The organism is Streptomyces thermoviolaceus (assembly GCF_045209695.1).
In the GTDB taxonomy this organism is placed as follows: domain Bacteria; phylum Actinomycetota; class Actinomycetes; order Streptomycetales; family Streptomycetaceae; genus Streptomyces; species Streptomyces thermoviolaceus.
This window is the reverse complement of the sequence record NZ_CP109280.1, coordinates 4,060,027-4,086,639: the sequence shown is the minus strand read 5'-3', so window position 1 is coordinate 4,086,639 and position 26,613 is coordinate 4,060,027. Positions and strand designations below refer to the sequence as shown.

General features: G+C 76.0%; 17 protein-coding genes and 1 pseudogene. 16 read left to right on the top strand and 2 right to left on the bottom strand.

Annotation, left to right across the window (positions count from 1 at the left end):
• Positions 1-990: 990 nt before the first annotated feature.
• Positions 991-1,527: an HNH endonuclease gene (locus OG899_RS17875; RefSeq protein WP_125499359.1), complete on the bottom strand. Its 537-nt coding sequence runs from the start codon at positions 1,525-1,527 to the stop codon at positions 991-993.
• Positions 1,528-1,862: 335 nt separating this feature from the next.
• Between OG899_RS17875 and OG899_RS17870 the strand changes: the two genes are divergently transcribed.
• From OG899_RS17870 to OG899_RS17815, 12 genes and pseudogenes are all read left to right on the top strand, one after another.
• The gene (locus OG899_RS17870; RefSeq protein WP_125499360.1) at positions 1,863-2,963 is read left to right on the top strand and encodes a mechanosensitive ion channel family protein; all 1,101 of its coding nucleotides are present in this window, start codon (positions 1,863-1,865) and stop codon (positions 2,961-2,963) included.
• A 254-nt stretch (positions 2,964-3,217) separates the two neighbouring features.
• Positions 3,218-4,381, top strand: a complete 1,164-nt coding sequence (locus tag OG899_RS17865) for an ROK family transcriptional regulator (RefSeq protein WP_189428286.1) — start codon at positions 3,218-3,220, stop codon at positions 4,379-4,381.
• Between the two features lie 195 nt (positions 4,382-4,576).
• Positions 4,577-5,842 (top strand): 6-phospho-beta-glucosidase, encoded by a 1,266-nt coding sequence (locus OG899_RS17860; protein WP_125499361.1) that lies wholly within the window; start codon positions 4,577-4,579, stop codon positions 5,840-5,842.
• Complete coding sequence (locus tag OG899_RS17855) at positions 5,833-6,804, top strand: N-acetylglucosamine kinase (protein WP_406311086.1); 972 nt, start codon at positions 5,833-5,835, stop codon at positions 6,802-6,804. The genes OG899_RS17860 and OG899_RS17855 overlap by 10 nt, the downstream gene beginning before the upstream one ends.
• 74 nt (positions 6,805-6,878) lie before the next feature.
• Positions 6,879-7,430: a hypothetical protein gene (locus OG899_RS17850; RefSeq protein WP_406311085.1), complete on the top strand. Its 552-nt coding sequence runs from the start codon at positions 6,879-6,881 to the stop codon at positions 7,428-7,430.
• Between the two features lie 51 nt (positions 7,431-7,481).
• Positions 7,482-8,276 (top strand): hypothetical protein, encoded by a 795-nt coding sequence (locus OG899_RS17845; protein WP_189428230.1) that lies wholly within the window; start codon positions 7,482-7,484, stop codon positions 8,274-8,276.
• 51 nt (positions 8,277-8,327) lie between these two features.
• Complete coding sequence (locus OG899_RS17840; protein WP_168132169.1) at positions 8,328-9,347, top strand: glutamate ABC transporter substrate-binding protein; 1,020 nt, start codon at positions 8,328-8,330, stop codon at positions 9,345-9,347.
• A gap of 85 nt (positions 9,348-9,432) precedes the next feature.
• Positions 9,433-10,755, top strand: coding sequence for a hypothetical protein (locus tag OG899_RS17835; protein ID WP_125499365.1), 1,323 nt, complete (start codon positions 9,433-9,435; stop codon positions 10,753-10,755).
• Positions 10,752-12,779, top strand: coding sequence for a serine/threonine protein kinase (locus OG899_RS17830; protein WP_406311084.1), 2,028 nt, complete (start codon positions 10,752-10,754; stop codon positions 12,777-12,779). Before OG899_RS17835 ends, OG899_RS17830 begins: the two co-directional genes overlap by 4 nt.
• Before the next feature lie 3 nt (positions 12,780-12,782).
• Entirely contained in the window at positions 12,783-14,369 is a 1,587-nt protein-coding gene (locus OG899_RS17825) for a PP2C family serine/threonine-protein phosphatase (protein ID WP_168132170.1), read from the top strand.
• A gap of 145 nt (positions 14,370-14,514) precedes the next feature.
• Positions 14,515-15,887 (top strand): annotated as a pseudogene (locus tag OG899_RS17820) (VWA domain-containing protein).
• Between the two features lie 104 nt (positions 15,888-15,991).
• On the top strand, positions 15,992-17,323 hold the full coding sequence (locus tag OG899_RS17815; protein ID WP_406311083.1) for an FHA domain-containing protein: 1,332 nt from the start codon (positions 15,992-15,994) through the stop codon (positions 17,321-17,323).
• A 66-nt stretch (positions 17,324-17,389) separates the two neighbouring features.
• Here the strand turns inward: OG899_RS17815 and OG899_RS17810 are convergent, their stop codons facing one another.
• The gene (locus OG899_RS17810) at positions 17,390-18,469 is read right to left on the bottom strand and encodes a methyltransferase domain-containing protein (protein WP_125498857.1); all 1,080 of its coding nucleotides are present in this window, start codon (positions 18,467-18,469) and stop codon (positions 17,390-17,392) included.
• A gap of 105 nt (positions 18,470-18,574) precedes the next feature.
• On the opposite strand from OG899_RS17810, the gene OG899_RS17805 reads away from it, so the two are divergent.
• From OG899_RS17805 to OG899_RS17790, 4 genes are all read left to right on the top strand, one after another.
• A complete protein-coding gene (locus tag OG899_RS17805; protein ID WP_125498856.1) occupies positions 18,575-18,988 on the top strand; it encodes a globin in 414 nt (137 codons plus the stop codon).
• 292 nt (positions 18,989-19,280) lie between these two features.
• Positions 19,281-22,565: an ABC transporter permease gene (locus tag OG899_RS17800; protein WP_229814260.1), complete on the top strand. Its 3,285-nt coding sequence runs from the start codon at positions 19,281-19,283 to the stop codon at positions 22,563-22,565.
• Position 22,566: 1 nt separating this feature from the next.
• Positions 22,567-25,290, top strand: coding sequence for an FtsX-like permease family protein (locus OG899_RS17795; RefSeq protein ID WP_168132172.1), 2,724 nt, complete (start codon positions 22,567-22,569; stop codon positions 25,288-25,290).
• A 289-nt stretch (positions 25,291-25,579) separates the two neighbouring features.
• Entirely contained in the window at positions 25,580-26,605 is a 1,026-nt protein-coding gene (locus OG899_RS17790; RefSeq protein WP_125498853.1) for an ABC transporter ATP-binding protein, read from the top strand.
• The last annotated feature ends 8 nt before the right edge of the window (positions 26,606-26,613 follow it).

The window sequence follows — 26,613 nt, the reverse complement described above, 5'->3', positions numbered from 1 at the left end:
CGACGCGACGGCAGACGTCCCTCGACGCCCGACGTGCCTCACGTCACCTCGTTGGACGGCACGGAGGGGGGAGGCGGCGCCGTTCCCCGGCTCTGCCGGCCGGGCGGCGACGCCCGCTCCCTGCGGTGCCGAGGCCGAGCGACGCGAAGCCTGCAGGGCTTGACTCCGGGGGCCGGGAGGCCGGACGGTTCGGTGCTGCCTGGGCGGACCGGCGCGAGGCCCCTTCCGGTCAGCCCGGCACGGGTTCCGGCGCGGAGATGCGGAAGGAGCTGCCGTTGCGGGGGCCGAGCCGGATGGTCATGCCCAGGAGCCGACTGCCGTCACCGACGTCTCCGACGAAGAAACTCCTGCTTGCCTCGGCGAGGCGGGCATCTCTTCGTCCTCGATACCGGACATACGCCTTGATGGGCGCCTTCGGCGAGCGCGATGTCCGTTGCACCCCGCTTCACTTGATGCTCGACACCGTCGATGTCGACGAACGGCCCCGTGAAGAGACGGTGGAACCAGCGGCCACAGGTGCCGGCTCAACTTCGAGCAAGAGTTTCGTCGACTTCGAGCAAGATTTTCGTCGACATGCTCGCCATCGTTCGACGACAAGGGCTGTTCACATGCTCCGGGCTTTGATTCCGGCGCTCAGCCGGCCTCGCGCGCGCTCGGTTCTTCACCGGCTGGACGACAGGGGTCTGGATCCGCCTCCTCGCGCCCCTCCACCTGCCGGTGATCGTCGGCTTCGAGGCGGACACGGCCCTGCGGCGTACCCGCCGGCCCGCGGAAGCGGGGCAGGGCACAGACGAAGGGCAGGCGTGACTCTCGCAGGACCGGCACCGCGTGCCGGGCCGCCCGCCCTGCTACCGCTGCGGGCGGGCGCGCTCCCCCTGCGTGAGCGGCACGGCGCCCCGGGCCGGCTCCCCCCCGGTCGCAGCGGGGAGAGCCGGCTCGCCGGACGCGCGGGCACCCGGGGCAGCCCCCGGAACGCAGAAAGGCCCGGACTCAGGCCGGCAGGCCGTCGATCCGGGCCAGGACGTCGTCCGCGCCGTAGGGCTGCAGGTAGGGCAGCCAGCGTGGGTCCCGGTGCCCGGTGCCGATGATGCGCCAGGCCAGGCCGGTGGGCGGGGCCGGCTTGTGGCGCAGGCGCCAGCCCAGCTCCACGAGGTGGCGGTCGGCTTTGACGTGGTTGCAGCGCCGGCATGAGGCGACCACGTTGTCCCAGGCGTGCTTGCCGCCGCGTGAACGCGGGATGACGTGATCGACACTGGTGGCGACGCCGCCGCAGTACATGCAGCGGCCTCCGTCGCGGGCGAACAGGGCCCGCCGGGTCAGGGGGACCGGTCCCCGGTAGGGGACGCGGACGAAGCGCTTGAGCCGGACCACGCTGGGTGCGGGGACGGTGAGGGTTGCGCTGTGCAGATGGGCGCCGGACTCCTCGAGGCAGACTGCCTTGTTCTCGAGCACGAGGACGAGCGCGCGGCGGAGCGGTACGACGCCGAGAGGCTCGTACGACGCGTTGAGGACCAGGACATGCGGCACGGATGCCTCCTTGTACGCCGGCGGCGCGTGGCTCGCGCCGGGACGACCTGGAGTCAGTGTCCCCTCATGCCTGGTGACCGCGCCACCATGTCCCGGTAATGGGCTGGGAGTGTTTTCGACCACATGCTCTTTCTCCCCCGCAGTGCGGTCCGCCCCCACAGGCTGCTCGGACACGGGCCGGCACCCGGTCCGTGCCGGACATCCGCGGACGTTCACGGCGTTCCGCGCGACGTGCCCCGTTAGTGTGGTGGCTCTGCCCATCCGGTGACCTCTTCGTGATCCGACCGATACTGACCGCTCGTGCCGGAGGGTGGACGCACCTGGAGGTACCTGTCGTGTCCGTGCCCGTCGTCCTACTGGCCGCCGGCCCGTCCCCGTCGCCGAGCGACGCGCAGTCGCCGGACGTGCCGGTCCCCTCGTTGCAGGACGCCCAGCAGAGCGCGAACAACGCGGCGAGCTGGGTGGAGGAGAACTGGTCCACCTGGCTGGCGACCGGCCTGCGGGTGGTCCTGATCGTGGTCGTCGCGCTGGTGCTGCGCATGGTGGTCCGGCGGGCGATCACCCAGCTGATAGACCGCATGAACCGCAGGAGCGCTCCGCAGCCGAGCGGCAGCGGGCTGGGCGGGCTGCTGGTCAACGCGGAGCGGCGGCGGCAGCGCTCGGCGGCGATCGGTTCGGTGCTGCGTTCGGTGGCCGGCTTTCTGATCATGGGCACGGCGGCGCTGATGGTGCTGTCGGCGTTCGAGATCAATCTGGCTCCGCTGCTGGCCAGCGCCGGTGTGGCGGGTGTGGCGGTCGGTTTCGGCGCCCGCAACCTGGTCACGGACTTCCTCTCCGGTGTCTTCATGATCCTGGAGGACCAGTACGGCGTCGGCGACACCATCGACGCGGGCGTCGCCACCGGTGAGGTGATCGAGGTCGGTCTGCGGGTGACCAAGCTGCGCGGTGCCGACGGGGAGATCTGGTACGTCCGCAACGGGGAGGTCAAGCGGATCGGCAACCTCTCCCAGGGCTGGTCGACGGCCAACGTCGACGTGACCCTCAAGGCGAGCGAGGACCTGGACGAGGTCAAGGCCGTGCTCACCGAGGTCGCGGAGACCATGGGCAAGGAGGAGCCCTGGGCCGAGCTGCTGTGGAGCCCGATCGAGGTGCTGGGCCTGGACAGCGTGGAGATCGACTCGATGGTGGTGCGGGTGTCCGCGAAGACCATGCCGGGCAAGTCCGCGACCGTGGAGCGCGAGCTGCGCTGGCGGATCAAGCGGGCCCTGGACGCGGCCGACATCCGCATCGTCGGCGGGGCGACGGCCCCCGCCGGGAACGCGCCGGCCGCGGAACCGGTGACGGTCGCGGCTCCGCAGGAGCCCGAGGACCCGACCCCCACCGAGGCCCGCCCCGCGGCCACGGTCCCGCAGCAGCAGGCCGGGAACGGGAAGTAGGTGCGGGCGCCGTCCAGTGTCCGGCCCGGCGTGGTGACGGCACCGGCCTGCGGCGTCGCGCTCTTGACGCCCGTGTCGCGGCGGACCTAGCGTCCCGACAGGAAAGTTCCCTGACAATGCGGGCTTTCAGGGGGACGAGGCGCATGACAGGACCGACCGGCACCCCGGGTGCTGCGGGCAGTACGCCCAGCGCCGGCCGCACCGGCAGCTCCGACAGTACGGGCACCCCGGGCACGCCGAGCGTCCTGCGCGCGATGAACGACCGGGCCGCTCTGGAGCTGCTGCTGGAGCACGGGCCGCTGTCCCGGACCCGGCTCGGCACACTGACCGGGCTGTCCAAGCCGACCGCCTCCCAGCTGCTGGCCCGGCTGGAGGCCGCCGGGCTCGTCGTCTCCACCGGCACCAGCACCGGCCGTCCGGGCCCGAACGCCCGGCTGTACGCGGTCGATCCCACCGCCGCGTACGCCGCCGGCCTGGACGTCACCCCGCAGCGCATCCGGGCCGCGGTCGCCGACCTCACCGGCCGCACGGTCGGCGCCCACGAGCTGCCGACCCCCGGCCGCCGCGCGGCCCGGCCCGTGGTGGACCTGGTCGCCGACGCGCTCGACGGCGCGCTGAAGGACGCCGGCCTGGCCCGCGACGACGTCCGCCACCTGGTCGTCGGCACCCCGGGCGCCTTCGACCCGCGCACCGGCCGGCTGCGGTACGCCGCCCACCTGCCCGGCTGGCACTCCCCCACGCTTCTGGAGGACCTGGCGGCCGCCCTGCCGATGCCGGTCGCGTACGAGAACGACGTCAACCTGGTCGCCGTCGCCGAGCAGCGCCTCGGTGCGGCTCGCGGCCACCGGGACTTCGTGCTGCTGTGGAACCAGGAGGGGCTGGGCGCCGCCCTGGTGTTCGGCGGCCGGCTGCATCGCGGCTGGACCGGCGGCGCGGGGGAGGTCGGGTTCCTGCCGGTGCCCGGTGCCCCGCTGGTGCGCCAGGTCGCCAAGGCCGACAGCGGCGGTTTCCAGGAGCTGGCCGGTTCCCAGGCGCTGCCGGCGCTGGCCCGGCAGCTGGGCGTGGCGGACGTGCCGACGGGCCCCCGCGCGGAGGTGGCCGCCGCGCTCGTGGCCCGCGCCGCCGACCGCGCCGACGGACCCCACCGCGCCTTCCTGGCGGCGTACGCGACCCGGCTGGCCACCGGTCTCGCCTCCCTCGTGTCCGTCCTCGACCCCGAGCTGGTGGTGCTCGCCGGTGCCTGTCTCACCGCAGGCGGCGAGGTGCTGCGCGGCCTGGTGCAGGCCGAACTGGAGGAGCTGGCGGCCTCCCGGCCGCAGCTGGTGGTCGGCGAGGTGCGGGAGTCCCCCGTGCTGCGCGGGGCACTGGAGAGCGCGCTCGCGGCCACCCGGGACGAGGTCTTCGACACCTCCCGCTGACGGCCGGCCCGCCTCGGCGGCCCGCAGCGCGCCCGGCATGCGTCCGGGCCGCGGCCGGCACCGTCGGGGCGCGTGGGGGTCGCGCAGCCGGGCCGACGGGCGGAGTCCGGAAGGAGACCCCGCGCCGGGGCCCGGAGGGCCGCCGGGCCCGGAAGAACAGAGAGAGCCGAGGGAGAAGGGGATCGAGGGAGGCAGATGAAACTCACCGTGGTCGGCGGCGGCTCGACCTACACGCCGGAACTCGTCGACGGCTTCGCCCGCCTGAGGGACACCCTGCCCGTGGAGGAACTGGTGCTCGTCGACCCGGCGGCCGACCGTCTGGAGGTGGTCGGCGGTCTGGCCCGGCGCATCTTCGCCCGGCAGGGCCACCCCGGCCGGATCGTCACCACGTCCGACCTGGACGGGGCGGTGGACGGCGCGGACGCGGTGCTGCTGCAGCTGCGCGTGGGCGGCCAGGCGGCCCGGCAGCAGGACGAGACCTGGCCGCTGCGGTGCGGCTGCGTCGGCCAGGAGACCACCGGTGCGGGCGGGCTGGCCAAGGCGCTGCGCACCGTCCCGGTGGTCCTGGACATCGCCGAGCGGGTGCGCCGGATCAGCCCGCAGGCGTGGATCATCGACTTCACCAACCCCGTCGGCATCGTCACCCGGGCGCTGCTCCAGGCCGGTCACCGCGCGGTCGGGCTGTGCAATGTGGCGATCGGACTGCAGCGGAAGTTCGCGGCGCTGCTGGGCGTCTCCCCCGCCGAGGTCCACCTGGACCACGTGGGCCTGAACCACCTCACCTGGGAGACCGGCGTCCGGCTCGGCGGACCGGACGGCCCGGACGTGCTGCCCCGGCTGCTGGCCGAGCACGGCGACGCCATCGCCGCCGATCTGCGCCTGCCGAGGTCCCTGCTGGACCGTCTCGGCACCGTCCCCTCCTCTTACCTGCGGTACTACTACGCCCACGACCAGGTGGTGGACGAGCTGCGCACCAAGCCGTCCCGGGCCGAGGAGGTGGCCGCCATGGAACGGGAGCTGCTGCGCCTGTACGCCGATCCGGCGCTCGCCGAGAAGCCCGCGCTGCTGGCCGAGCGGGGCGGCGCCTACTACTCGGAGGCGGCCGTGGACCTCGCCGCCGCGCTGCTCGGCGGGGGCGGCAGCCCCCGTCAGGTCGTCAACGCCCTCAACCGGGGGACGCTGCCGTTCCTGCCCGACGACGCGGTGATCGAGGTGCCGGCGACGGTCGGCCCGAACGGTGCCGAGCCCCTGCCGGTGGCCCCGCTGGACCCGCTGTACGCGGGCCTGGTGGCGCACGTGACCGCGTACGAGGACCTGGCGCTGCAGGCCGCCGTGCACGGCGGCCGGGAGCGGGTCCTGCGCGCCCTGCTCGCCCACCCGCTGATCGGCCAGTACGCCACCGCCGAGACCCTGACCGACGAGCTGATCGCGCACAACCGGGAGCATCTGGCGTGGGCCTGACCGCGAGCGTCCTCGCCATCGACGCGGGCAACAGCAAGACCGACGTCGCGGTCGTGGCGGCCGACGGCCACGTCCTGGCCACGGCCCGCGGCAGCGGCTTCCGGCCCCCGGCCGTGGGGGTGACGACGGCGGTCGGAACCCTGGCCGAGACGGTCGCCCGCGCCTTCGACGCCGCCGCGGTCACCTCCGTCGCCCATGTCTCGGCATGCCTGGCCAACGCCGACCTGCCGGCGGAGGAGGAACAGCTGGCGGCCGCCCTCGGGGAGCGAGCCTGGGGCACGACGACCGACGTCCGCAACGACACCTTCGCGATCCTGCGCGCCGGCGTGTCCGAACCCCGCGGGGTGGCGGTGGTGTGCGGGGCGGGCATCAACTGCGTCGGCCTGCGCCCGGACGGTGCCACCGCCCGCTTTCCCGCGCTCGGACGGCTCTCCGGGGACTTCGGCGGCGGCTGGGCGCTGGCCGAGGAGGCCCTGTGGTACGCCGCCCGCGCGGAGGACGGCCGCGGCGAGCCGACCGCGCTGGCGCGCACCCTGCCCGCCCACTTCGGTCTGGACTCCATGTACGCCCTGATCGAGGCGCTGCACCTCGGTCGCCTGGAGCAGCACCGCCGCCACGAGCTGACGCCGGTGCTGTTCGCCACCGCGGCCGAGGGCGACCCGGTCGCCCGTTCGATCGTGGACCGCCTGGCGGAGGAGGTCGTCACCATGGCGACGGTCGCCCTGACCCGGCTCGGGCTGCTCGAGGAGGAGACCCCGGTACTGCTCGGCGGCAGCGTCCTGGCGGCTCGTCACCCCCAGCTCGACGACGGCATCCGGACCCGCCTCGCCGCCCGCGCCCCCGCGGCCGTACCCCGAGTGGTGACGGCCCGTCCGGTTCTGGGTGCGGCCCTGCTCGGCCTGGACCGGGTGGGGGCACCGCCGACGGCGTACGAACGGGTGCGGAGGTGCTTCGGGACATGACGGCCGGCCCGGGGGTGCGGCGTGCAGCCGTGTTCCTGCGGGAAGCACCGACCCACCGCTGACGGAGGAGACGCATGCGTCGCCCGTACACCGACGTCGCAGCCTGCGCCGTCGCTCTCGCGGTGCTCGGGCCCCTTCTGCCGTTCCTGCCTCCGCGGGGCAGGGCCGCCGGACACGAACAGTACGTCCGGCTCCTCACCCTGACGGCGGAGCTGATGTGGTGCTGCGCCGTGCTGCTGGGGGCGGTGTGCCTGCTGGGCGTGAGGAAACAGCCGCCGCCGAGGCAGCCGTCCTGCGGGGCGGCGCACGACCGGACCGGCCGACGGCCCCGTCTCGGGCCGTCGGCCCTGGCCGGGACCGATGGTGACGGACCGTCGTGGGCGGGGCGCTCGGGCGTGAGGCGGGAAGTGCGACACCGTCACGGCTGCGGCTCCCGGGACGTGGTCCTCGCGGACGGCCATGTCGTCGTCGGCCGGTTCCACCCCGGTGCGCAGGGAACCGAACGGCATCCCGCGGCGTATTCCTGGGCAAAGGGCGGTGCGGGACGCAAGGTCACCGGCCGGCGGCTGCCGTGCGGCGCGGTGCACCGGCGGTCCGGCCGGGGCGGCACGAGCGGCGACGGGTGACGGGTGACGGGGGGGAGGTCAGCAGTGACACAACCGCCGGCAGGCGGCACGATGCCGGGGAACCCGGCCGTGCCCGCCGTCCCGTCGCAGCCGGATCCGTCCCCCGCGCGGCCCGTCGCGCGCCGTACCGCGTTCGCCGAGGGCGTCGACCGGCTGCGGGCCGCCGCCGTGACGGAACCGGGACGGCTGCGGGCCATCGGCGCGGTGCCGGCCCTCCTCGTCCTCGCGTTCGGCGCGACCGCCGCCTGGCAGACCGCGGGGCGGGCGGCCGCCGCCGACGACGTGCTGCACCGCGGCCGGCCGCTCAGCGCCCACGCCGCCGGCATCCACCGGTCCCTGGCCGACGCCGACACGATGGCGAGCAGCGGGTGTCTGGCGGGCCGTCAGGAGAGCCGTACCACCCGGGAACGCTACGAGGCCGGCATCCGCACCGCCGCCGCCGAGCTGGTCACCGCCGCCGGCTCCCCCGACTCCGCCTCCACGGCCGTCGTCGCGAAGCTCAACCAGCCGCTGCCGCGCCGGCCGGTGCGCGAGGCGCAGGCGGCGGTCAAGGAGTGGACGTCCCGGCACACGCGGGCCCGGCAGGCCGACGACGCCGGTGACTACCGCACGGCCCGCGACCGGATCATCGGCATGGACGCGGACACGTCGACCAGCGTGTCCTTCGAGGCGGTGGACCGTGCGCTGGCCTCGGCGATCGCCCACGAGACCCGGGACTTCGAGCAGGCCGCGCGGGGCGGCCGGGGTGCGCTGACCGGTCTGCCGGCCGGGGCGTCGGTGCTCGCGGTGCTGGGCGCGGCGGGAGCGGTGCTGGGCGCGGGGCGCAGGCTGTCGGAGTACCGATGACTCGGAGTACCGATGACGTGGAACGGCGGCGTGAGGGAAGGGGGTGTGAGGATGCGGACGACGCGGCTGCGGTCCCGGCTGAGGGGCTGGGGCGGTGTCGGCGCGATGGCGGTGCTGTGCGCGCTGGCGCTGGCCTTCGTGCTGCTGTTGCCGAAGCTGGAGCGGCACCGTCCGGTCGTCCCCGTCCTCGGGGGCGGCGGCCCCGCGGCCGAGGCCGCCCAGGCCAGGGCCGGCACGTGCACCGACGCCACCGCGCAGGACCTGAGCCTGCCCCCGTCCGACGCCACGGGTCCGGCGGTCGAGGCCGTCCGGGCCCGGGGCTATCTGTCGGTCGGGGTCGACCAGAACAGCTACCGCTGGGGCTACCGCAGCCCTGACGACGCCTCCGGCGCGCTGGAGGGCTTCGACATCGACCTCGCGCACCGCATCGCGCGGGACCTGCTCGGCGACGCCGGCAAGGTGCAGTTCCGCGCGATTCCCACCAACGAGCGGATCACCGCGATCCGCAGCGGAAGGGTGGACATGGTGGTGCGCACCATGACCATCACCTGCGACCGGCTGGAGCAGGTGGCGTTCTCCGCGCCGTACTTCCGCACCGGGCAGCAGGTGCTCGCCCCGAAGACGTCGCCGGTCACCGGCTACGACGCCTCCCTGGCCGGCCGGAAGGTCTGCTCGGCGGCGGGGTCCACCGCCCACGACCACCTGTCCGCGGACAAGAAGACCGGCCGGCTGCCGGCGTCCACCGACATCTCCACCACCGTGCCCAGCCAGCTGGACTGCCTGGTGCGGCTGCGACTGGGAGAGGCGGACGCGGTGGTGACCGACGGTGCGCTCGCCGCGAGCCAGGCCGCGCAGGACCCCGCGGTGGAGCCGAAGGGCGCCCCGTTCACCGAGGAGTACTACGGGGTGGCGATGAGGCGGGGCGCGGACGATCTCGTGCGTCGGGTGAACCGGATACTGGACGACTACCGCAAGGACGGGGGCTGGAAGGCGTCGTACGACAGGTGGTTGCTTCCCACCCTGGGTAAGGACACACCGTCGGCGACCCCGCCGGTACCGGTGTACAGGTGACCGGAGCCGTCCGGGGCGGCGGGCGGATCCCGCCGGGGGCCGGCGTACGACCGTAGGGAACATCACGAGCAGCGAGAGGTGATCGATGGGCGGCACGGACCCCGCCGAGCCGGTGCTGGACCGGGACGAGGTGGACCGTGCGCTGGCGCGGCTGGCCGCGGAGCACGAGGCGATCGAGACCTCCCTGTTGGCCCTGCAGGACCACGCGGGCCGCAGGCTCCTGGAGGGCGCCGAGCTGACCGGCGTCACCAAGGAGCGCTGGGCGCGCACGGAGGCGTCGATCGCTCTGCTGTGGACGTACTTCGACGCCTACACCGACGCGTTGCGCCGCGCACGGGAGATCCGTGCCCGCCGCCGCTGGTCCAGCCACGAGGACCTGGTGGCGCTGACGGAGCTGGTGCGCGGCGCGTGCGTGACGGTGCCCGGGTCGGCGGAGGCCGCCGAGGGCGGGCCGGACGCGGGCCGGCTCAGCCGCCGTTTCACCCTGGCCGAACTGGTGGAGCGGATGAACGAGCTGTACGCCGCCGGGCTGGACGTGGTGATCGCCGCCGACACGGTCTGGTCGGCGCTGCCCGCCCGGATCGACCTGCTCTCCGCCGAGCTGCAGCGCACCCGCCGGCTGGCGCACTCCGTCGGTGTCCGGCCCGGCGAGCACCCGGCGGGCGACGACCTGGAACGCATCACCCGCACCCTGGCGAAGCTGCGCGAGCAGGTGATCTCCGACCCGCTGGCGTTCTGGATCCCGGCCTCGGGCAGTTCCGCCCCGGGCGGCGGCCGGCCGGACACCACGGTGTACGACCGGCAGGCGCAGGCGCTGGAGGACGTGCGCCGGGAGGTGGAGGCGGTGCTCGGGGTGCGGCGGGACGCCGAGCAGCGGCTGCTGAAGCTGCGGGACGTGCTCTCACGTGCGGACCGCACCCTGGCCGAGGCGCGCACCGCACGCGGCGAGGTGCTGGCGAAGATCGCCGCCACGGAGGTGCCGGTGGTCAGCGGCCCGCCGACCGCGCTGCACGAGCAGCTGGCGACGGCCGCCGAGTACCGGCGGCGGGCGCAGTGGCACCGGCTGTCGCCGCTGCTGGACGCGCTCGAGCAGAAGGCCGAGGACGAACTGCAGCGGGCCCGCGAGTCGTTGACGGCGGTGACCGCGCCGCTCGCGGTCCGGGCCGAGCTGCGCGGCCGCCTGGACGCCTACCGGGCGAAGGTGGCCCGGCACGGCCTGGCCGACGACCCGCTGCTGGTGGAGCGGTACGACATCGCGCGCCGCATGCTGTGGAGCGCGCCGTGCGATCTGCGGGTGGCCGAGCAGGCGGTGCTGCGCTACCAGCAGGCGGCCGCCGAACTGCTCGGCGCCGCACGGGTGCCCGGGCAGAGCGCGCCGCGGGACGACGGGGGGACGGGGACACCATGAGCCGGGCGGGGCTGGGCTGTCAGCGGCCGGACTGCGACGGGACGTACGAGGACGTCGGCGGCGGCGAGTTGTCCTGCGACATCTGCGGGCCGGCGCCGGTGGTGTCGGCGGACGGCCCGACCTGCTCGGTGCCGACCGTCGCCGCCGGCCCGGGGCTCGGCCCGTCGTCCACCGCCGCCGCCGGGCCGGGACGCGGCGCGCCGCCGGCCGCGGGGGCGCCCGGGTCCACCGGGGCGTCGCGGTCGCGGCGGCCGCTGCCGGTGCGCGGTTCCTCCTCCGCGTCCGGTTCCTCGGGGCGCGGGCGACTCGGGGCCGGGCTGGTGCAGGTGCCGCGGGTGCCGCGGGTGCCGCGGCCCGGCCCGCGCTCGATGGTGCTGCACGACCCGGAGGTGCCCGAACGCAAACGGTTCTGCTCGCGCTCTCGGTGCGGGGCGCCGGTGGGCCGGGCCCGCGGCGGCCGGCCGGGGCGCACGGAGGGTTTCTGCACCGCGTGCGGGCACCCGTACTCCTTCGTGCCCGAGCTGGAGCCGGGCAACGTCGTCCACGGCCAGTACGAGGTCGTGGGCTGTCTGGCGCACGGCGGGCTGGGCTGGATCCATCTGGCCGAGGACCGGGCGGTGTCCGACCGGTGGGTGGTGCTCAAGGGCCTGCTGGACACCGGCGACCAGGACGCGATGGCCGCGGCGGTCTCCGAGCGGCGTTTCCCGGCGGAGATCGAGCACCCCACCATCGTGCCGATCCACACCTTCGTCGAGCACCTGAACCGGCGGAGCGGCTCCCTCGACGGCTACATCGTGAGGGAGTACGTCGGCGGCGGATCGCCCCGCGAGATCGCCGACGCCCGCCGCGCCCCGGACGGCCGGCGCGACCCGCTGCCCGTGGAACAGGCCTGCGCCTACGGCCTCGAGGCCCTGGAGGCGCTCGGCCATCTGCACGGCCAGGGCCTGCTGTACTGCGACGGCAAGCCCGACAACGCCCTCCGGACCGAGGACCGGCTCAAGCTGATCGACATGGGCGCGGTGCGCCGCACGGACGACCGAACCTCGGCGGTGTACGGCACGGTCGGCTACCAGGCGCCGGAGATCGCCGAGGCCGGTCCGTCGGTGGCGAGCGACCTGTACACGGTGGGCCGCACCCTGGCCGTGCTCACCTTCGACGTCCGGGGCTTCACCACCGTCCACGCCCACGCGCTGCCCGGCCCGGACACCGTGGAGGTGTTCCGCCGTCACGCGTGGTTCCACCGGCTGCTGCTGCGCGTCACCGACCCGGATCCGGCACGTCGGTTCGCCTCCGCCGAGGAGATGGCCGAGCAGCTGACCGGCGTGCTGCGCGAGGTGGTGTGGGTGCGGACGGGCCGGTCCCGGCCCGTGCCGTCGACGCTGTGCGGTCCGGAGCTGAAGGTGCCGGACACGGAGGTGTTCCCGCCGCTTCAGGGCGACGTCTCCCGGCTGGGCGCGCGCCCGGCGCGCAGGCGCCGGTCCGCGCGGCGGCCCGCTCCCGCGTCCGGTGCCCCCACACCGGTCGAGCCCGTCGACGCCGCCGCGGCGCTCGCGCTGCCCGTGCCGCACGTGGCCCCCGCCGACCCGCACGCCGGTTTCCTGGCGGGGCTGTCCGCGTCGGCGCCCGGTGAGCAGGCCGCCGCCCTGGACGCCGTGCCCGAGCCGTCGGCCGAGACCCGGCTGCGGCACCGTCGTCCCGAGCCGTCCGACACGCCGTTCCCGGACGACCTGACGGCCGCGGCCGCGCAGGTGGAGGCCCTGGAGGCGCAGGGGCTGGACCCGCTGCGGCGCGAACTGCTGGCGACGGAAGTCCTCGGCTGCGCGCCGGACTGGGTACTCTCCGGGGGCCGGGTCTCCGGCCCGGCCTCGCGGCGGGTGCTGCTCGGCAGCGACCTGGACGAGCGGGGACTGCGCTTCGGCCTGGAGCGCTCGTCCCGCACGCCGGCCCGGCTGGCGTCCGGCGGCGAGGAGAGGATCGACCTGGTGGAACGTGCCAACCGTTACCGCCCCCGAACATGGGTGTAGTTGATGTCGCAGATGCACCGGCAGGCCGCGCTGTCGAACTGCCCGAGCTGCGCGGAGCCGCTCGGACCGGGTGACCGCTTCTGCGGCGCCTGCGGTCACGATCTGTCCGCGGCCGACGCTTCGCCGGCCGGCCCGCCCACGCTCACGAGGGACACCGGTCCCGGGGGCACCGGTCCCGGGGGCGCCGGCGCGGTGCCGGGCCCGGCCGAGGCCGTGCCTCCCGCCGCGGACGGCGCGCCCGGCGCTTCCTGGCCGCAGGCCCCGCGGCCGGACGCCCTGCGGCCGGACGCCCCGCACGAGGCGCCGCGCACCCACCTGCCCGCACCTCCGCCGGGAGCGGAACCGGGCGGCACCGGGCCGGAGGCGTACCCGCCCATGCCGGCGCACCCGCCCATGCCGTCCCAGCCCCCCGCTCCCGTACAGCCCCCTGCGCCCGCACAGCCGCCCGCACCCGCACAGCCGCCCGCCGCTCCGCCGGCGCCCCCGGCGGCAGGGACCGGCCCGGACGGCGTCCCTGCGGCCCCGCAGCCACCGGCCGCGCCGGCGGAGCACGACTCACCTCCGGCGGAGCACGGTTCACCGGTGCGGTACGACCGGGCGGACGAGCCCGAGGAGTACCCGCTGCAGGCCCCCGACCCGCGTGCGGCGGTGGCCGCCCCGCCCGCCGCGCAGTCCGGGCCCCGCTGCGTGGCCTGCCGTGTCGGACAGGTGGACGACGACGGCTACTGCACCCGGTGCGGGCACCTCCAGCCGCAGGAGCGCGACCACATGGAGCAGGAGTCGGGTCCGGTCGCCGCGGTCAGCGACCGGGGGCTGCGCCACCACCGCAACGAGGACGCCTTCGCCGTCGGCCGCACCACGCTGCCCGACGGGTCGCCGGCGACCGTGGCCGTGGTCTGCGACGGCGTCTCCTCCGCGACCCGCCCCGACGAGGCCTCCCTGACCGCGTCCCGCACGGCCGGCGATGTCCTGCTGGACGCCCTGCCCCGCGGCACGCACCCGCAGCAGGCCATGCACGAGGCGATCGTCGCCGCCGCCGAGGCGGTCGACGCCCTGGCGCAGGAGCCCGGCGGCGCCCGCGAGCACTCCGTGCATCTCAACGCGCCCGCCTGCACCCTCGTGGCCGCGGTGGTCACCTCCGGGCTGCTCGTCGTCGGCTGGGTCGGCGACAGCCGCGCCTACTGGGTGCCGGCCGACCGCGCCGCGCCGCCGGCCCGGCTGACCGAGGACGACTCCTGGGCGGCGCAGATGGTGGCCGCGGGCCTGATGAGCGAGGCGGAGGCCTACGCCGACGAACGGGCCCACGCCATCACCGGCTGGCTCGGCGCGGACGCCTACGACCTGCAGCCCCACACCGCCGCGTTCGTACCGGACCGGCCGGGCGTGGTCGTCGTGTGCACGGACGGGCTGTGGAACTACGCCGAGACGGCCGAGGAGATGGCCGAGGTGCTGCCGGCGGACGCCGCGCTGCGGCCGCTGCACAGCGCCCGCGTGCTGGTCGGTCACGCCCTGGACGGCGGGGGCCACGACAACGTGACGGTGGCCGTCGTGCCGTTCCCCGCCGCGCCGCACGGGGCAGGATCCGCCTGAGGACGCGCGCCGGTGCGCGGTCGGCACGGGCCCCGGCACCCGGCACGGCCTCGTCACGGGGAGACTCCGGCGGATTCGCAGGGAACCGGTCCGCCCATGGTTCGGCGGCCCCGCTCACGTGGGCCGAAGGGGGATCTGGAACAGCATGGCCCCGTTCTCGAAGTCCCGTGTGCCGCGGTTCTCGGTGGAGGTCCACCACAACGCGCATCTGCCCGAAGGCGGCCGGGACGTCTCTGCCCGAAGGCGGCCGGGACGTCGACGCGATCGTCACCGTCACCGCCACCGGGGGTGCCGCGCTCGGCGGTGCGGAGACGGCCCCGCATCTGCGGGCGCCCGCCCGGGGTCTCTCCGCGGCCGTGGTGAACATGGTGGACTGCTCCGGTTCGATGGACCACCCGCCGGCCAAGATGCGCAACGCCCGCGACGCCACGGCCGCCGCGGTGGACACCCTGCGCGACGGCGCGCACTTCGCGGTGGTCGCCGGCACCCATCAGGCCACCGAGGTGTCTCCGGGCGGCGGACGGCTCGCGGTCGCCGACGCCTCGACCCGTGCCGAGGCCAAGGCCGCGCTGCGCGGGCTGGGCACGGGCGGCGGCACCGCCGTCGGCACCTGGCTGCGTCTGGCCGGCCGGCTGCTGTCCTCGGCCGACGCCGTCGTCCGGCACGGCATCCTGCTCACCGACGGCCGCAACGAGCACGAGTCGCCCGAGGACCTGGCGGCGGCGCTGCGGGACCGCGCCGGCCGGTTCGCCTGTGACGCCCGCGGAGTGGGCACCGACCGGGATGTGAAAGAAATCACAGCGATCGCCTCGGCGCTGCTCGGCACCGCCGACATCGTCGCCGACCCGGCGAGCCCGGCCGCCGGCTTCACACGGATGACGGAGACGGCGATGGGCAAGGGGGCCGCGGACGTCGCCCTGCGGGTGTGGACCCCGGCCGACGCGCCGGTCGCCTTCTTCACCGACAAGTCTCCCCCGCTGTCGAGGACCTGACGGGCCGACCGACGGAGGCGGGACCGCGCACCGGGACTGTCCGACGGGTTCCTGGGGCGACGAGGCCCGCGACTACCACCTGCACGTGCGGGTGCCCGCGGCACGGGTGGGGCAGGAGTTGCTCGCCGCCCGCGTCACGCCGGTGGTGGCGCACCCCGACGGAACCGTGCGGAACCTGGGCGCACCGGGCCTGGTGCGGGCCGTGTGGACCGACGACCCGGACGCCTCCACCGCTCTCCCTCCCCAGGTCGCCCACTACACCGGCCAGGCGGAGCCGGCCCGGGCGATCCAGCGGAGACTCGAACTTCGCGAAGCGGGTGATATCGACGGGGCAACGGCCCTCTTGGGCCGGGCCGTTCAGCTGGCCGCCGCCTCCGGGAACGCGGATACTGCGAAACTGCTTGCGAAGGTGGTGGACGTGGTGGACGCCGCGACCGGTACTGTGCGACTGAAAGCGAAGGTCACGGAGGCCGACGAGATGACTCTCGAGACACGGTCCACCAAGACCGTTCGTGTAAAGAAGTAGTGCCTCACCACAGCACACGACGACAGCGAAGACAGTGAGCCTGGCCCCTCGGGGTTGGAGACGTCCGGTCGAACCGGCCGGGAAGGAGAGGGGGAAGCGCCGACATGCCGACCTGCCCGAACGGACACCAGTCGGGTTCCGACGACTGGTGCGAGGTGTGCGGTCACCGCATGGCCGGTGCCGTACCGCCGCCTCCCCCGCCGCCCCCGGCGGGCGGCTACGGCTTCCCGCCGGCACCGGGCCAGGGCGCCCCGGCCGCTCCCGGTGGTCCCGGCCCCGCAGGCTTCGGCGGCCCCGGCGGCGGGCCGGAGCTGTGCCCGCAGTGCCGTACGCCCCGCCAGGGCGGTGCGCCGTTCTGCGCGGAGTGCCGGTGGAACTTCCTGACCAACACGGCCACCACCTACACCCCGCCCGCGCCGGCGTCCGGCCCGGGAGCGGGACCGTCCGGTCCCGGAGCAGGTCCGTCCGGACCGGCCGGCCCGGCGCCGCACTTCCCGCAGCCGCCCGGCCCGCCCTCGGGGCCGTCCTTCGGCCGTGACGCCTTCGACTACCAGAGCTCCCGGCCGTCCCAGGTGAACCGGCCGGCCGAACCGATCCCGCCGAACCCGCCGTTCGCCTCCCCCGAGCCTCCTGGACGTCCGGGCGGCCCCGACGACCCCGGCCCCGCGGGCCCCGGAGGCGGCCAGGGCGGTCCGGGCGGCGCGCCGTCCTTCCCGCCCGCGGGTGCGCCGGCCGCGCCGCCGTTCCCGCAGGCGACGAGCCGACCGCCGTCCGGCGGTCCGTCCTTCGGCGGGGGCGGCGACTGGGTGATCTCCCCGCCGTCCCCCGGGGGCACGGCCGGCGGCCCGGCAGGTGGTCCGGCAGGCGCCCCGGGCGGTCCGGGCGGTCCGGCGGGCGGTCCGGGCGGTCCTGCCCCCGGCGGGTACGGCTATCCGCAGCCCGGCGGCACGCAGGCCCCGCCCGCGCCGCCGTTCCCGCAGCAGACGCCGCAGGCCCCGCAGCCTCCGCAGCCGCCCCAGCCCGCCCAGCAGACGACATGGACGGCGACGATCGCGCCGGACCGCGAGTACTTCATGGCGATGATGCAGCGCTCGGGTCCGGAGGCCGCGGGTCTGAGCCTGCCCGCGTACTCGCCGGAGCAGCAGCGCACGCTCACCGGGAACCAGGTCACCATCGGCCGCCGCCGGCACTCCACCGGCGACACCCCCGACATCGACCTGTCGGTGCCGCCGGAGGACCCGGGCGTCTCGCACCAGCACGCCGTGCTGGTCAAGCAGCCGGACGGCAGCTGGGCGGTCATCGACCAGAACTCGACCAACGGCACCACGGTGAACGGTTCCGAGGAGCCGATCCAGCCGTTCGTGCCGGTGCCGCTGCGGGACGGCGACCGGGTGCACGTCGGCGCCTGGACGACCATCACCATCCGGCGGGGCTGAGTCCGTCCGCCGGGGCCCGGACCGGCGGGGCGCGTCCCGGCCGGTCCGGCCCCGGCGGTCCGCGGTTCAGTCCGGCAGGGGCCAGGTGTGCGGACCGTCCGGGTCGTCCAGCCACGTCCAGGCGTGCGGGCCGCGCACCGTGATGCCGTACCGCTCGCGTTCCGGACGGCCCGCGCGCTCCCACAGCCTCCAGGCCGCCCGCCCGTCCAGGCGGCCGCCGCCGACCGCCAGCAGAAAGCGGAACAGGTCGTCCTCACGCACCCGGGCCGGCACCCCCTCCAACCGCGGCGCCGGCGGTTCCGGCCGGCCCTCGCCGCGCAACGGCACGAAGTACGCGGGGGTCGCAAGGAACCGTCCCTCGGCGTGTGCGGCGTCCCGCACGGTCAGCACCACCAGGCCGGTGGCGACGGGTGCGAGGATGCGACCGCCGGGGGTGCACTGGGCGAGCCAGGCGCGCGGGATCGAGGGCAGCGCGCAGGTCGCGACGATCCGGTCGAAAGGGGCGCGTTCCGCAACTCCGCGTGCGCCGTCGCCCGTCACGACCGCCGGACGGTGCCCGGCGGCGGCCAGGTGCCGGCGCGCCGACTCGGTGATCTCCGGGTCCAGGTCGACGGTGGTGACCAGGGCGTCGTCGCCCAGGCGGTGGGCGAGCAGCGCCGCGTTGTAGCCGGTGCCCGCGCCGATCTCCAGCACCCGGTTGCCGTCCTCGATCCGCAGCGCGGTGAGCATCCGCGCCATCAACGAGGGCTGGCTGCTGGAGGAGACCAGTTCGCCGTCGCGCAGCCGGGTCGCCAGCGGGACGTCGGCGTACGCGCCGCGCAGCCACTCCGCGCGCTCCCCGGGGTCGGGGTGCTCGCCCCAGCGGCGTTCGTAGCCGCGCTCCGTGGCGACGTAGTAGTACGGCACGAACAGGTGGCGGGGCACCGCCGTGAACGCCTCCCGCCACACCGGGTCGTCCCGCCAGGCGCCGCTTGCGTCGATCGTCTGTACGAGCGCCGCCCGTGCCCGCTCGGCGAGCGCGGCGAGATCCGGCTCGGGCGGGGCCGCCGCACCGGCCCGCACGGCCGTGCCGCTCCTGTCGTCCGTGCCCCCGACCTCGTCCGTGCCCCCGACCTCGTCCGTGTCCCCGACCGTGTGCGCGCCCATGGCTCCACTGTGCTGCGGGACACGGTCCCGAGGCGAGCACCCGCGCGTGTGCGGCGGGCCGGATCCGGTTCACGGCCGGGTTCGTTCCTTCGGGTGTCTGCGACCATGGAGCACGTGAATGAGATTCGGCGCGGCACGCTTCAGGAGCAGACCTTCTACGAGCAGGTCGGCGGTGAGGAGACCTTCCGCCGGCTCGTCCACCGTTTCTACGAGGGGGTCGCACAGGACCCCGAGCTGCGGGCGATGTACCCGGAGGAGGACCTGGGCCCGGCGGAGGAGCGGCTGCGGCTGTTCCTGATGCAGTACTGGGGCGGCCCGACGACGTACAGCGAACGCCGCGGCCACCCGCGGCTGCGGATGCGGCACGCTCCCTTCCGGGTGGACCGCGCGGCGCACGACGCCTGGCTGCGGCACATGCGGGTGGCCGTGGACGAGCTGGGCCTGTCGGAGGAGCACGAGCGGACGCTGTGGAACTACCTGACCTACGCGGCCGCCTCGATGATCAACACGCCGGACTGAGCGGCTCGGCCGGCCGAGCCTGATCCCGCGCTTCCGCCCCGTCCGTCGCGCCCTGCGCCGGCAGGTCGTCCTCGCGGCACCCCGGCGGCGGCCCACCTCACCTCGTGGCCCCGTCCCCGTGGCGGACGTCGCGGAGATCGTCTGTGTGGCGGCCGCCCGCCCCCGACATCCGGCCACGACATCCGGTCACGATTCGATCAATCTCGGTCATCGGTGGCTTACTCCGGCCGCATCTGCTCTGACAGGATGCGCGAGCGGATCGCGACGACGACCGGGGGGCGGGGGGACCGGGGTGACAGGGTTCACGGGCTGGCTGCTGCTGCGCGCCCGCGCGCACCGGCTGCTCCTGGCCGCCGCCTGGCTCACGATCCTGCTGACCACCACCGTCCTGGCCACCCTCACCGCCTATGCGTCGGCGACCGGCGACGCGGCGCTGCGTCACTGGCTGCACGACGATCGCAACGCGGCCGGCACCACCCTGGCCGTGGAGGCCGACCTGCCGCCCGCCGACCGTGCGCAGGCCGACGCCGCCGTCCGCCGGCAGGCCCGCACGGCGTTCGACGGGCTGCCGGTGACCGTGCGCACCCTGACCCGGTCCGGCCCCTACGCCCTGCCCCGCTCCCTGCAGCCCGCGGCGCAGCGCTCCGGCGACCCGGATCTGACGTACTTCGCCGCGCTGGACCTGTCCCAGGTGCGGCTGGTGTCCGGGCGTCTGCCGCAGGACGGGGCGGCGCCGGTGGAGGCCGCGCTGCCGCAGGCCGCCGCGCAGCGCCTGGGGCTGCGGCCGGGCGACCGGCTCACCCTCGCCGACCGGCTCGGCGGCGCCGCCGTGCAGGTGCGCATCACCGGGGTGTACCGGCCCGCCACCCCCGCGGCGCCCTACTGGCAGCTGGACGACCTGGGCGGACGCGGGGTGCGCACGGTGGACTTCACCACCTACGGCCCGCTGCTGACCCGCCCCGGAGTGCTGACCGGCGAGCAGGTGAGCGCCGGGCAGATCGCCTGGCAGGCCTCGGCGGACTTCTCGACGATGACCACCGGGCGGATCGGCGCGGTGCGGGACGCGGTCCGCGACGCCGCCGACGAGCTGCGCCGCTCGACCGCGCTGGGCGGCTCGCCGACGGTGACGACCGCCCTGCCCGACGTCCTGTCCCGGCTCGACCGCTCGCTGCTCGTCTCCCGTTCGACCCTGCTGATCGCGGCGCTGCAGCTGGCGCTGCTCGCCGGCTGCGCACTGCTGCTGGTGGCCCGGCTGCTGAGCGGGGAACGCGCCGGGGAGACCCGGCTGTTGCGCGCCCGGGGCGCCTCGCGGGGCCGGATCGCGGCGCTGGCCGCCGCGGAGGCGCTGCTGCTGGCCCTGCCGGCGGTGGTGTGCGCGGCGCTGCTGGCCGGGCCGCTGACCCGGCTGCTGGCCGGGCAGGGCCCCCTGGCACGGATCGGTCTGCGCCCGCAGGTCCCGGCGGCCGGGACCGGGGCGGTGTGGCTGACGGCGGTGGCCGTGGCCCTGGGCTGCGCGCTCGCGGTGACCCTGCCCGCGCTGACGGGCGGGTTCCGGACCGGCCGGCGTTCCCCGGCGCTCGCCGCGCCGCTGCGAGCCGGTGCGGACCTCGGGTTGCTGGCGGTGGCGGCGGTGGCGTACTGGCAGCTGAGCCGGCAGTCCTCGGGTGCGCTCGGCACCGGCACGGGCGGGCTCGGCGTCGACCCGCTGCTGGTCACCGCCCCCGCTCTGGCCCTGCTGGCCGGCACCGTGCTGACGCTGCGGCTGCTGCCGCTGCTGGCCCGGCTGGCCGAACGCCGGGCGGCCGGCGGGCGCGGGCTGCCGGCCGCGCTGGCGGGCTGGCAGCTCAGCCGCCGCCCCGCCCGCGGCGCCGGTCCGACGCTGCTGCTGGTCCTCGCCGTCGCCCTGGGCATGCTCGCCATCGGCCAGGGCGCCTCCTGGCAGCGGTCGCAGGACGACCAGGCCGACTTCCGGGCCGGTGCGCCGGTGCGGCTGCTGACGCCCGGGGACGGCGGTCCGGGCCGTGACGCGACGTACACGTCGATCCCGCAGGTGCGCTCGGCCGCCCCCGCCGTGCGCACCTCGCTCGCGCTGCCCGGCGGCCGCACCGCGACCGTGCTCGCACTGGACACCGAGCGGGCCGCCGACACCGTGCTGATGCGCAGCGATCTGGCGTCCGAGCCGGTCGGCTCCCTGCTGCACCGGCTGGCGCCCCGCGGCACCACGGCAGGAGTGCCGGTCCCCGAGGGCACCGGCCGGCTGCGGATCACGGCGGCGGTGAGCAGCCCGGACGCGGCGCACCGGACCTTCGCGGTGGATCTCACCGTCACGCTGCAGGACCGCTACGGCATCCTGCACCGGATGTCGCTGGGCTCGCTGCCCGCCGACGGCCGCGCCCGCACGCTCCAGCTGCCGCTGCCCGCCGGCACGGGCGCGACGACCCTGACCGGGATCGGCCTGAGCGCCCCGCTGCCCGTCGGACGGGCCGAGCAGCACCGCCTGACCGTCCCCGCGATCGAGGCCGTGTCCGAGGACGGCACCACCCGCCGGCTGGCCTTTCCGGCGTCCTGGACCGCCGCCTTCTCCGGCGGTGACGCCGCCGTCCTGCCCGACGGCCGCAACGCGCCCACCGCACCGCAGGTGACCTCCTCCCGTCCGCTGACCGTCGTCTACGGCACCGGCTACATCCCACGTGAGGAGCGGGGCACGACCGACACGGTGGTGGTGCGGGTGCAGGCCGTCCAGCCGGCGCAGAAGGAGGTCGCGGCGGTGGCGACCGACCGGTTCCTCGCGGCCACGGGCGCGCACCCGGGTCAGCACGTGGAGGTGACCGTCGCCGGGCACAACGTCCCGGTGCGGGTCGTCGCCACCGTGCGCGCGCTGCCCACCGTGACCGGGGCGGCCGAGCAGGACGGGGCCGAGGACGCCGCGCACGACGGCGGGGGCGTGCTGCTGGACCTGCGAGCGGTGAACCGGCTGCTGCAGGTACGGTACGGCGGCGACACCGGCCCGCCCACCGAGTGGTGGCTGGACACCGAGGCCGGTGGCGCCGCCGGTGCCGCCGCCGCGCTGCGGGCGCTGCCGGACGTCGAGCCCGAGCAGGTCGTGGTGCGCGAGGAGATCGCCGCCGAGCTGCGCGACGACCCCTTCGGTGCGGTGCCCGCGGCCGCGTTCACCGCGGCGGCCGTGATCGCGGCGGCGCTGGCCGCGGTCGGTTTCGCGATGAGCGCGGCGGGCGCGCTGCGGGAGCGGGACGCGGAGTTCGCCGTGCTGCGCGTCCTGGGCACCCCGCGCCGTCTGCTGGCGCGGATGCTCGCCGCCGAGCAGGGGGTGCTGCTGGCGTTGGCGCTGGTGGTCGGGGTGGCCCTGGGCACCGTGCTGACCCGGGCGGTGGTGCCGCTGATCGTGCTGACCGGGCAGGCCACGAAACCCGTGCCCGCGGTGCTGGTCGAGCTGCCGGTGGCCCGGGTGGCGCTGCTGCTGACGGCGGTGGCCGTCACACCGCTGGTGGTGACCGCGGTACTGAGCCTGCGCCGGGCCGACCCGGCCGTGTCCCTGCGAGAGCGCGGAGGTGAATGACGTGCACCCCGTCGCCCCCTCCTGGGTCCGTGTGCGGCTGCGCACCGCGCCGGGCGCCGCGGCAGCCCTGGCCCTGCTGGTGCTGGTGACCGCTTTCCTGGCGGCCGCCGTCCCGCGCGTCTGGGACCGCTACCAGGACGCCGGTCTGCTGCGGGCCGTCGAGCGGGCGACGCCCGACCGCACCACCGTGACCGTGACCACGCCCCAGCCCGGTCTGGAACTGTCCGCCGCGGCCCGCGCCGAGGCCCTGCGGCCGCCGGCCCTGCACGACCAGTACACAAAGGTGCTGCAGGCCGTGGGACGGCCCCTGGTCACCGACCCGGACCAGTCGTCCTACGGGGTCAGGACCACGGACGCGATCACCGTCCACGACCCGTGGATCCCCCGCCCCAGCGGCCTGCCCGCCCAGATCCACCTGGTCGCGCAGAGCGCGCTCGGTGAACACGCCACGGTGCGCACCGGCCGGCTGCCGCGCGCCGACGCCCCGGTCACGGCCGCGAGCGTCCGCGTGGAGGCCGCCGTCACCGAGGAGACGGCCAGAAACCTGCACATGAAGGTCGGCTCCGTCGTCCATGTGCCCGCCGTCTCCCGGGCACCGCTGGAGGTCCGGATCACCGGGATCGTCGCGCCGCGCACCCCGGACGGCGCCTACTGGTCGACAGAGCCGCTGCTGCGGACCCCGGCGCTGGCCCGCGCGCCGAGCGCGGGCGGCGACCCGCTGTACTACTGGCTGGCCGCCCTGCTGCTGCCGCCGGAAGCGGCACCCGCCCTGCTGGCCACCTCCGGGCACCCGGTCCGCTCCTGGCAGCTGGCCCCCGTCACCGACGTCCTGCGCGCCCGGGACCTGGACGGGCTGACCTCGGCGGTCGCCGCCCTGGAGGGCGGGCCGGGCCTCGGACAGGTCCGCGCCGCCACCGACCCGACGGCCGAGGTCAGCACCGAACTCGACGATGTCCTGACCGGCTTCGGCCGCCTGGACGACGACATCGGCCCGCTGGTCGCGGTCGCCGTCACCGGCGGAGCCGTCATCGCCGGGATCGTGCTGCTGATGGCGGCGGGCCTGGCCGCCGAGCGGCGCCGCGCCGAACTGACCCTGCTGCGCGCCCGCGGTGCCTCCCTGCGCGGGCTGACCGGCCGGCTGCTCGCCGAGACCGCGGTCGTCGCCGTGCCCGCCGGAGCGCTCGGACTGGTGGCGGCCCTGCTCGCGGTGCCCGAGGGCCGCACCGGGCGCGCCGTCGCCGCCGCGGCCGCGGTCACCGCCCTGGCCTGTGCGGCGCTGCCCGTGCGCGCCGCGGTCGCCCACCGCACGGTCCGCCTGCACGTATCGCGCGAGGACACGGCGACCGTCCGCCCCTCCCGGCGTCGTACGGTCGCCGAACTGACCCTGCTGGTGATCGCGATCGGGGCGGTGGCGGTCCTGCGGCAGCGCGGTGTGACGGGCGCCGGGGACCAGTTGCCGGCGGCGGCGCCGGTGCTGGTCGGGGTGATCGCGGCCCTGGTCCTGGCCCGCCTGTATCCGCTGCTGCTGCGACAGACGGCCCGCCCGGCCCGTCGGCTGCGCGGGGCGGTGGGCCCTCTGTCGCTGGCCCGCGCCGGCCGTACGTCCGCCTCGCCGGTTCTGCCGCTGCTGGTGCTGCTGACCGCGCTGACCACGGCGGCCTTCGGCGGCTCGGTCCTGGCGGGTGTGGACCGAGCCCGCGACCACGCGGCGCTGCTCGCTGTGGGCGCCGACGGCCGGATCGACAGCGAGGACGCCCTGCCGGCCGGGGCGGCCGAGCGGGTGCGCCGCACGGCCGGGGTGCGCGAGGTGACCGAGGTGCGCGTCGACGACCAGGCCCAGGCGGGCCGCACCCTGACCCGGATCACCGTGGCGGGCGTCTCCCCCGCGGGCTACGCGGCACTGGCACGCGACGTCGGCCTGGGTTCCTTCCCGGAGCAGCGGCTGCACCGCCCCGCCGGGTCGGACGGAGCGCCGCTGCCCGCGCTGGCCTCACCGTCGGTCGCCCGGACCTACGGCACCGATCCCTTCCCCATCCGGCTCAGCGGTGGCGCCACCATCACCGTGCGCATCGTCGTCGTCCGGGACCGCACCCCGGCGGTGCCCGGCACCGACTTCCTGGTCGTGGACGGCGCCGGGCTCGACGCGGCGGCCCCGAGGATCGCCCTGTTGCTGACCGGGGACCGTCTCGACGCGTCCGCCCTGCGCCGCGCCGCGGGCGACGGCGCCGTCGTGCGTCTGCGCGCCGCCGAGCGCGCCGCGTACGCCGACTCGCCGCTGCAGTCGGGTGCCGAGCGCCTCTACCTCGCGGCCGTCGCCGCGAGCACCGGCTATGCGGTGCTCGCGCTGATCCTCGCCCTGCTGCGGGCCGCCCCCGAGCGCACCGCGCTGCTGGCCCGCCTGCGCACCATGGGCCTCACCCGCTCCCAGGGCCGCCGCCTGCTGGTGCTGGAGTCCCTGCCGCAGGCCCTGCTCGCCGCGGCGGGGGGCGCCCTGACCGGCTGGGCCGCCATCCGCCTGCTGTCGTCCGGCTTCGACCTGACGGCCGTCGCCCTGCCGCCGTCCGCCGCGCCCACCACCGTCACCCCGCTGCGGACCGACCCGCTGTCGCTGCTGTGTCCGGCGGCGGCCGTCCTGCTGCTGACGGTCGCGGTGGCCGCCGGGCAGGCGTGGTGGACCTGCCGCGCGGGCTCGGTCCGCGAACTGCGGGCGGGGGACGCACGATGAGGCGGCCGTGCGAGGAGCAGGCGACAGCCGACCACCGGGGGACGCCGGACCGCCGGAGGACAGACAGCGGACCACCGGAGGACGCCGCAACCCCGGAGGACGCCGCAACCCCGGAGGACGCCGCAACCCCGGAGGACAACAGACCACCGGAGGACGACAGACCACCGGGGGACGCCGGACCGCCGACGAACGCCGCATCGCCCGAGGACAGCGCCCCCCGACGAACGCCGGACCGCCGCCGCACCCGTGACCGCCACAGCCGACGCCGCCGCCGTGCAGGAGCCAGCCGATGACGACGAAGCCGAGCAGCACGCACCGCCCCACGCTCGACGATCTGGAGCGGCGGGTCGCCGAGGACCGCTCCCGCCCGGCCTACGGCCACGACGCCCTGATCACCTGCGACCGGCTGGTGCGGATCTTCTCCACCGACGGGGTGGAGGTGCAGGCGCTGCAGGGCCTCGACCTGCTGGTCCGGGAGGGCGAGCTGATGGCGCTCGTCGGCGCCTCCGGCAGCGGCAAGTCCACGCTGATGAACATCCTCGCCGGGTTGGACACGCCGACCGCGGGTGCGGCCCGGGTCGCGCAGTACGACCTGCTCGCCATGTCGGCGAAGGACCGGCTGCGCTACCGCCGCGAGGTCGTCGGCTTCGTCTGGCAGCAGACCTCCCGCAATCTGCTGCCCTATCTGACGGCCGCGCAGAACGTGGCCCTGCCGATGCAGCTGTCCGGCGGACGCGGCCCGCGCGGACGCCGGGCCCGGGCCGAACGGGTGATGGAACTGCTGGAGATGCTGCAGGTCGCCGACTGCCGGGACCGCCGTCCGCGGCAGATGTCGGGCGGTCAGCAGCAGCGGGTGGCGATCGCGGTGGCCCTCGCCAACGATCCGGCGGTGCTGCTCGCCGACGAACCCACCGGTGAACTCGACTCGCACACCGCCGAGGAGATCTTCGCCGCCTTCCGCACCGCCAACGAGCGCCTGGGTACGACCGTCGTCATCGTGACCCACGACCAGGCGGTGGCGAACGAGGTGCGCCGCACCGTCGCCATCCGCGACGGACGGACGTCCACGGAGGTGCTGCGCCGCAGCGAGGTGGACGCGGCGACCGGCGACGAGCGGGTGGTGAGCCGGGAGTACGCCATGCTGGACCGCGCCGGCCGTATGCAACTGCCCGCCGAGTACATGCAGGCCCTGGGCATGCGGGACCGGGTGGCGCTGGAGCTGGAGCCGGACCACATCGCGGTCTGGCCCGACGACAGCGAAACACGCGACGGGGAAACGCGCGACAGCGCACCGCACGACGGCCGACGGGACTGAGGCCCGGC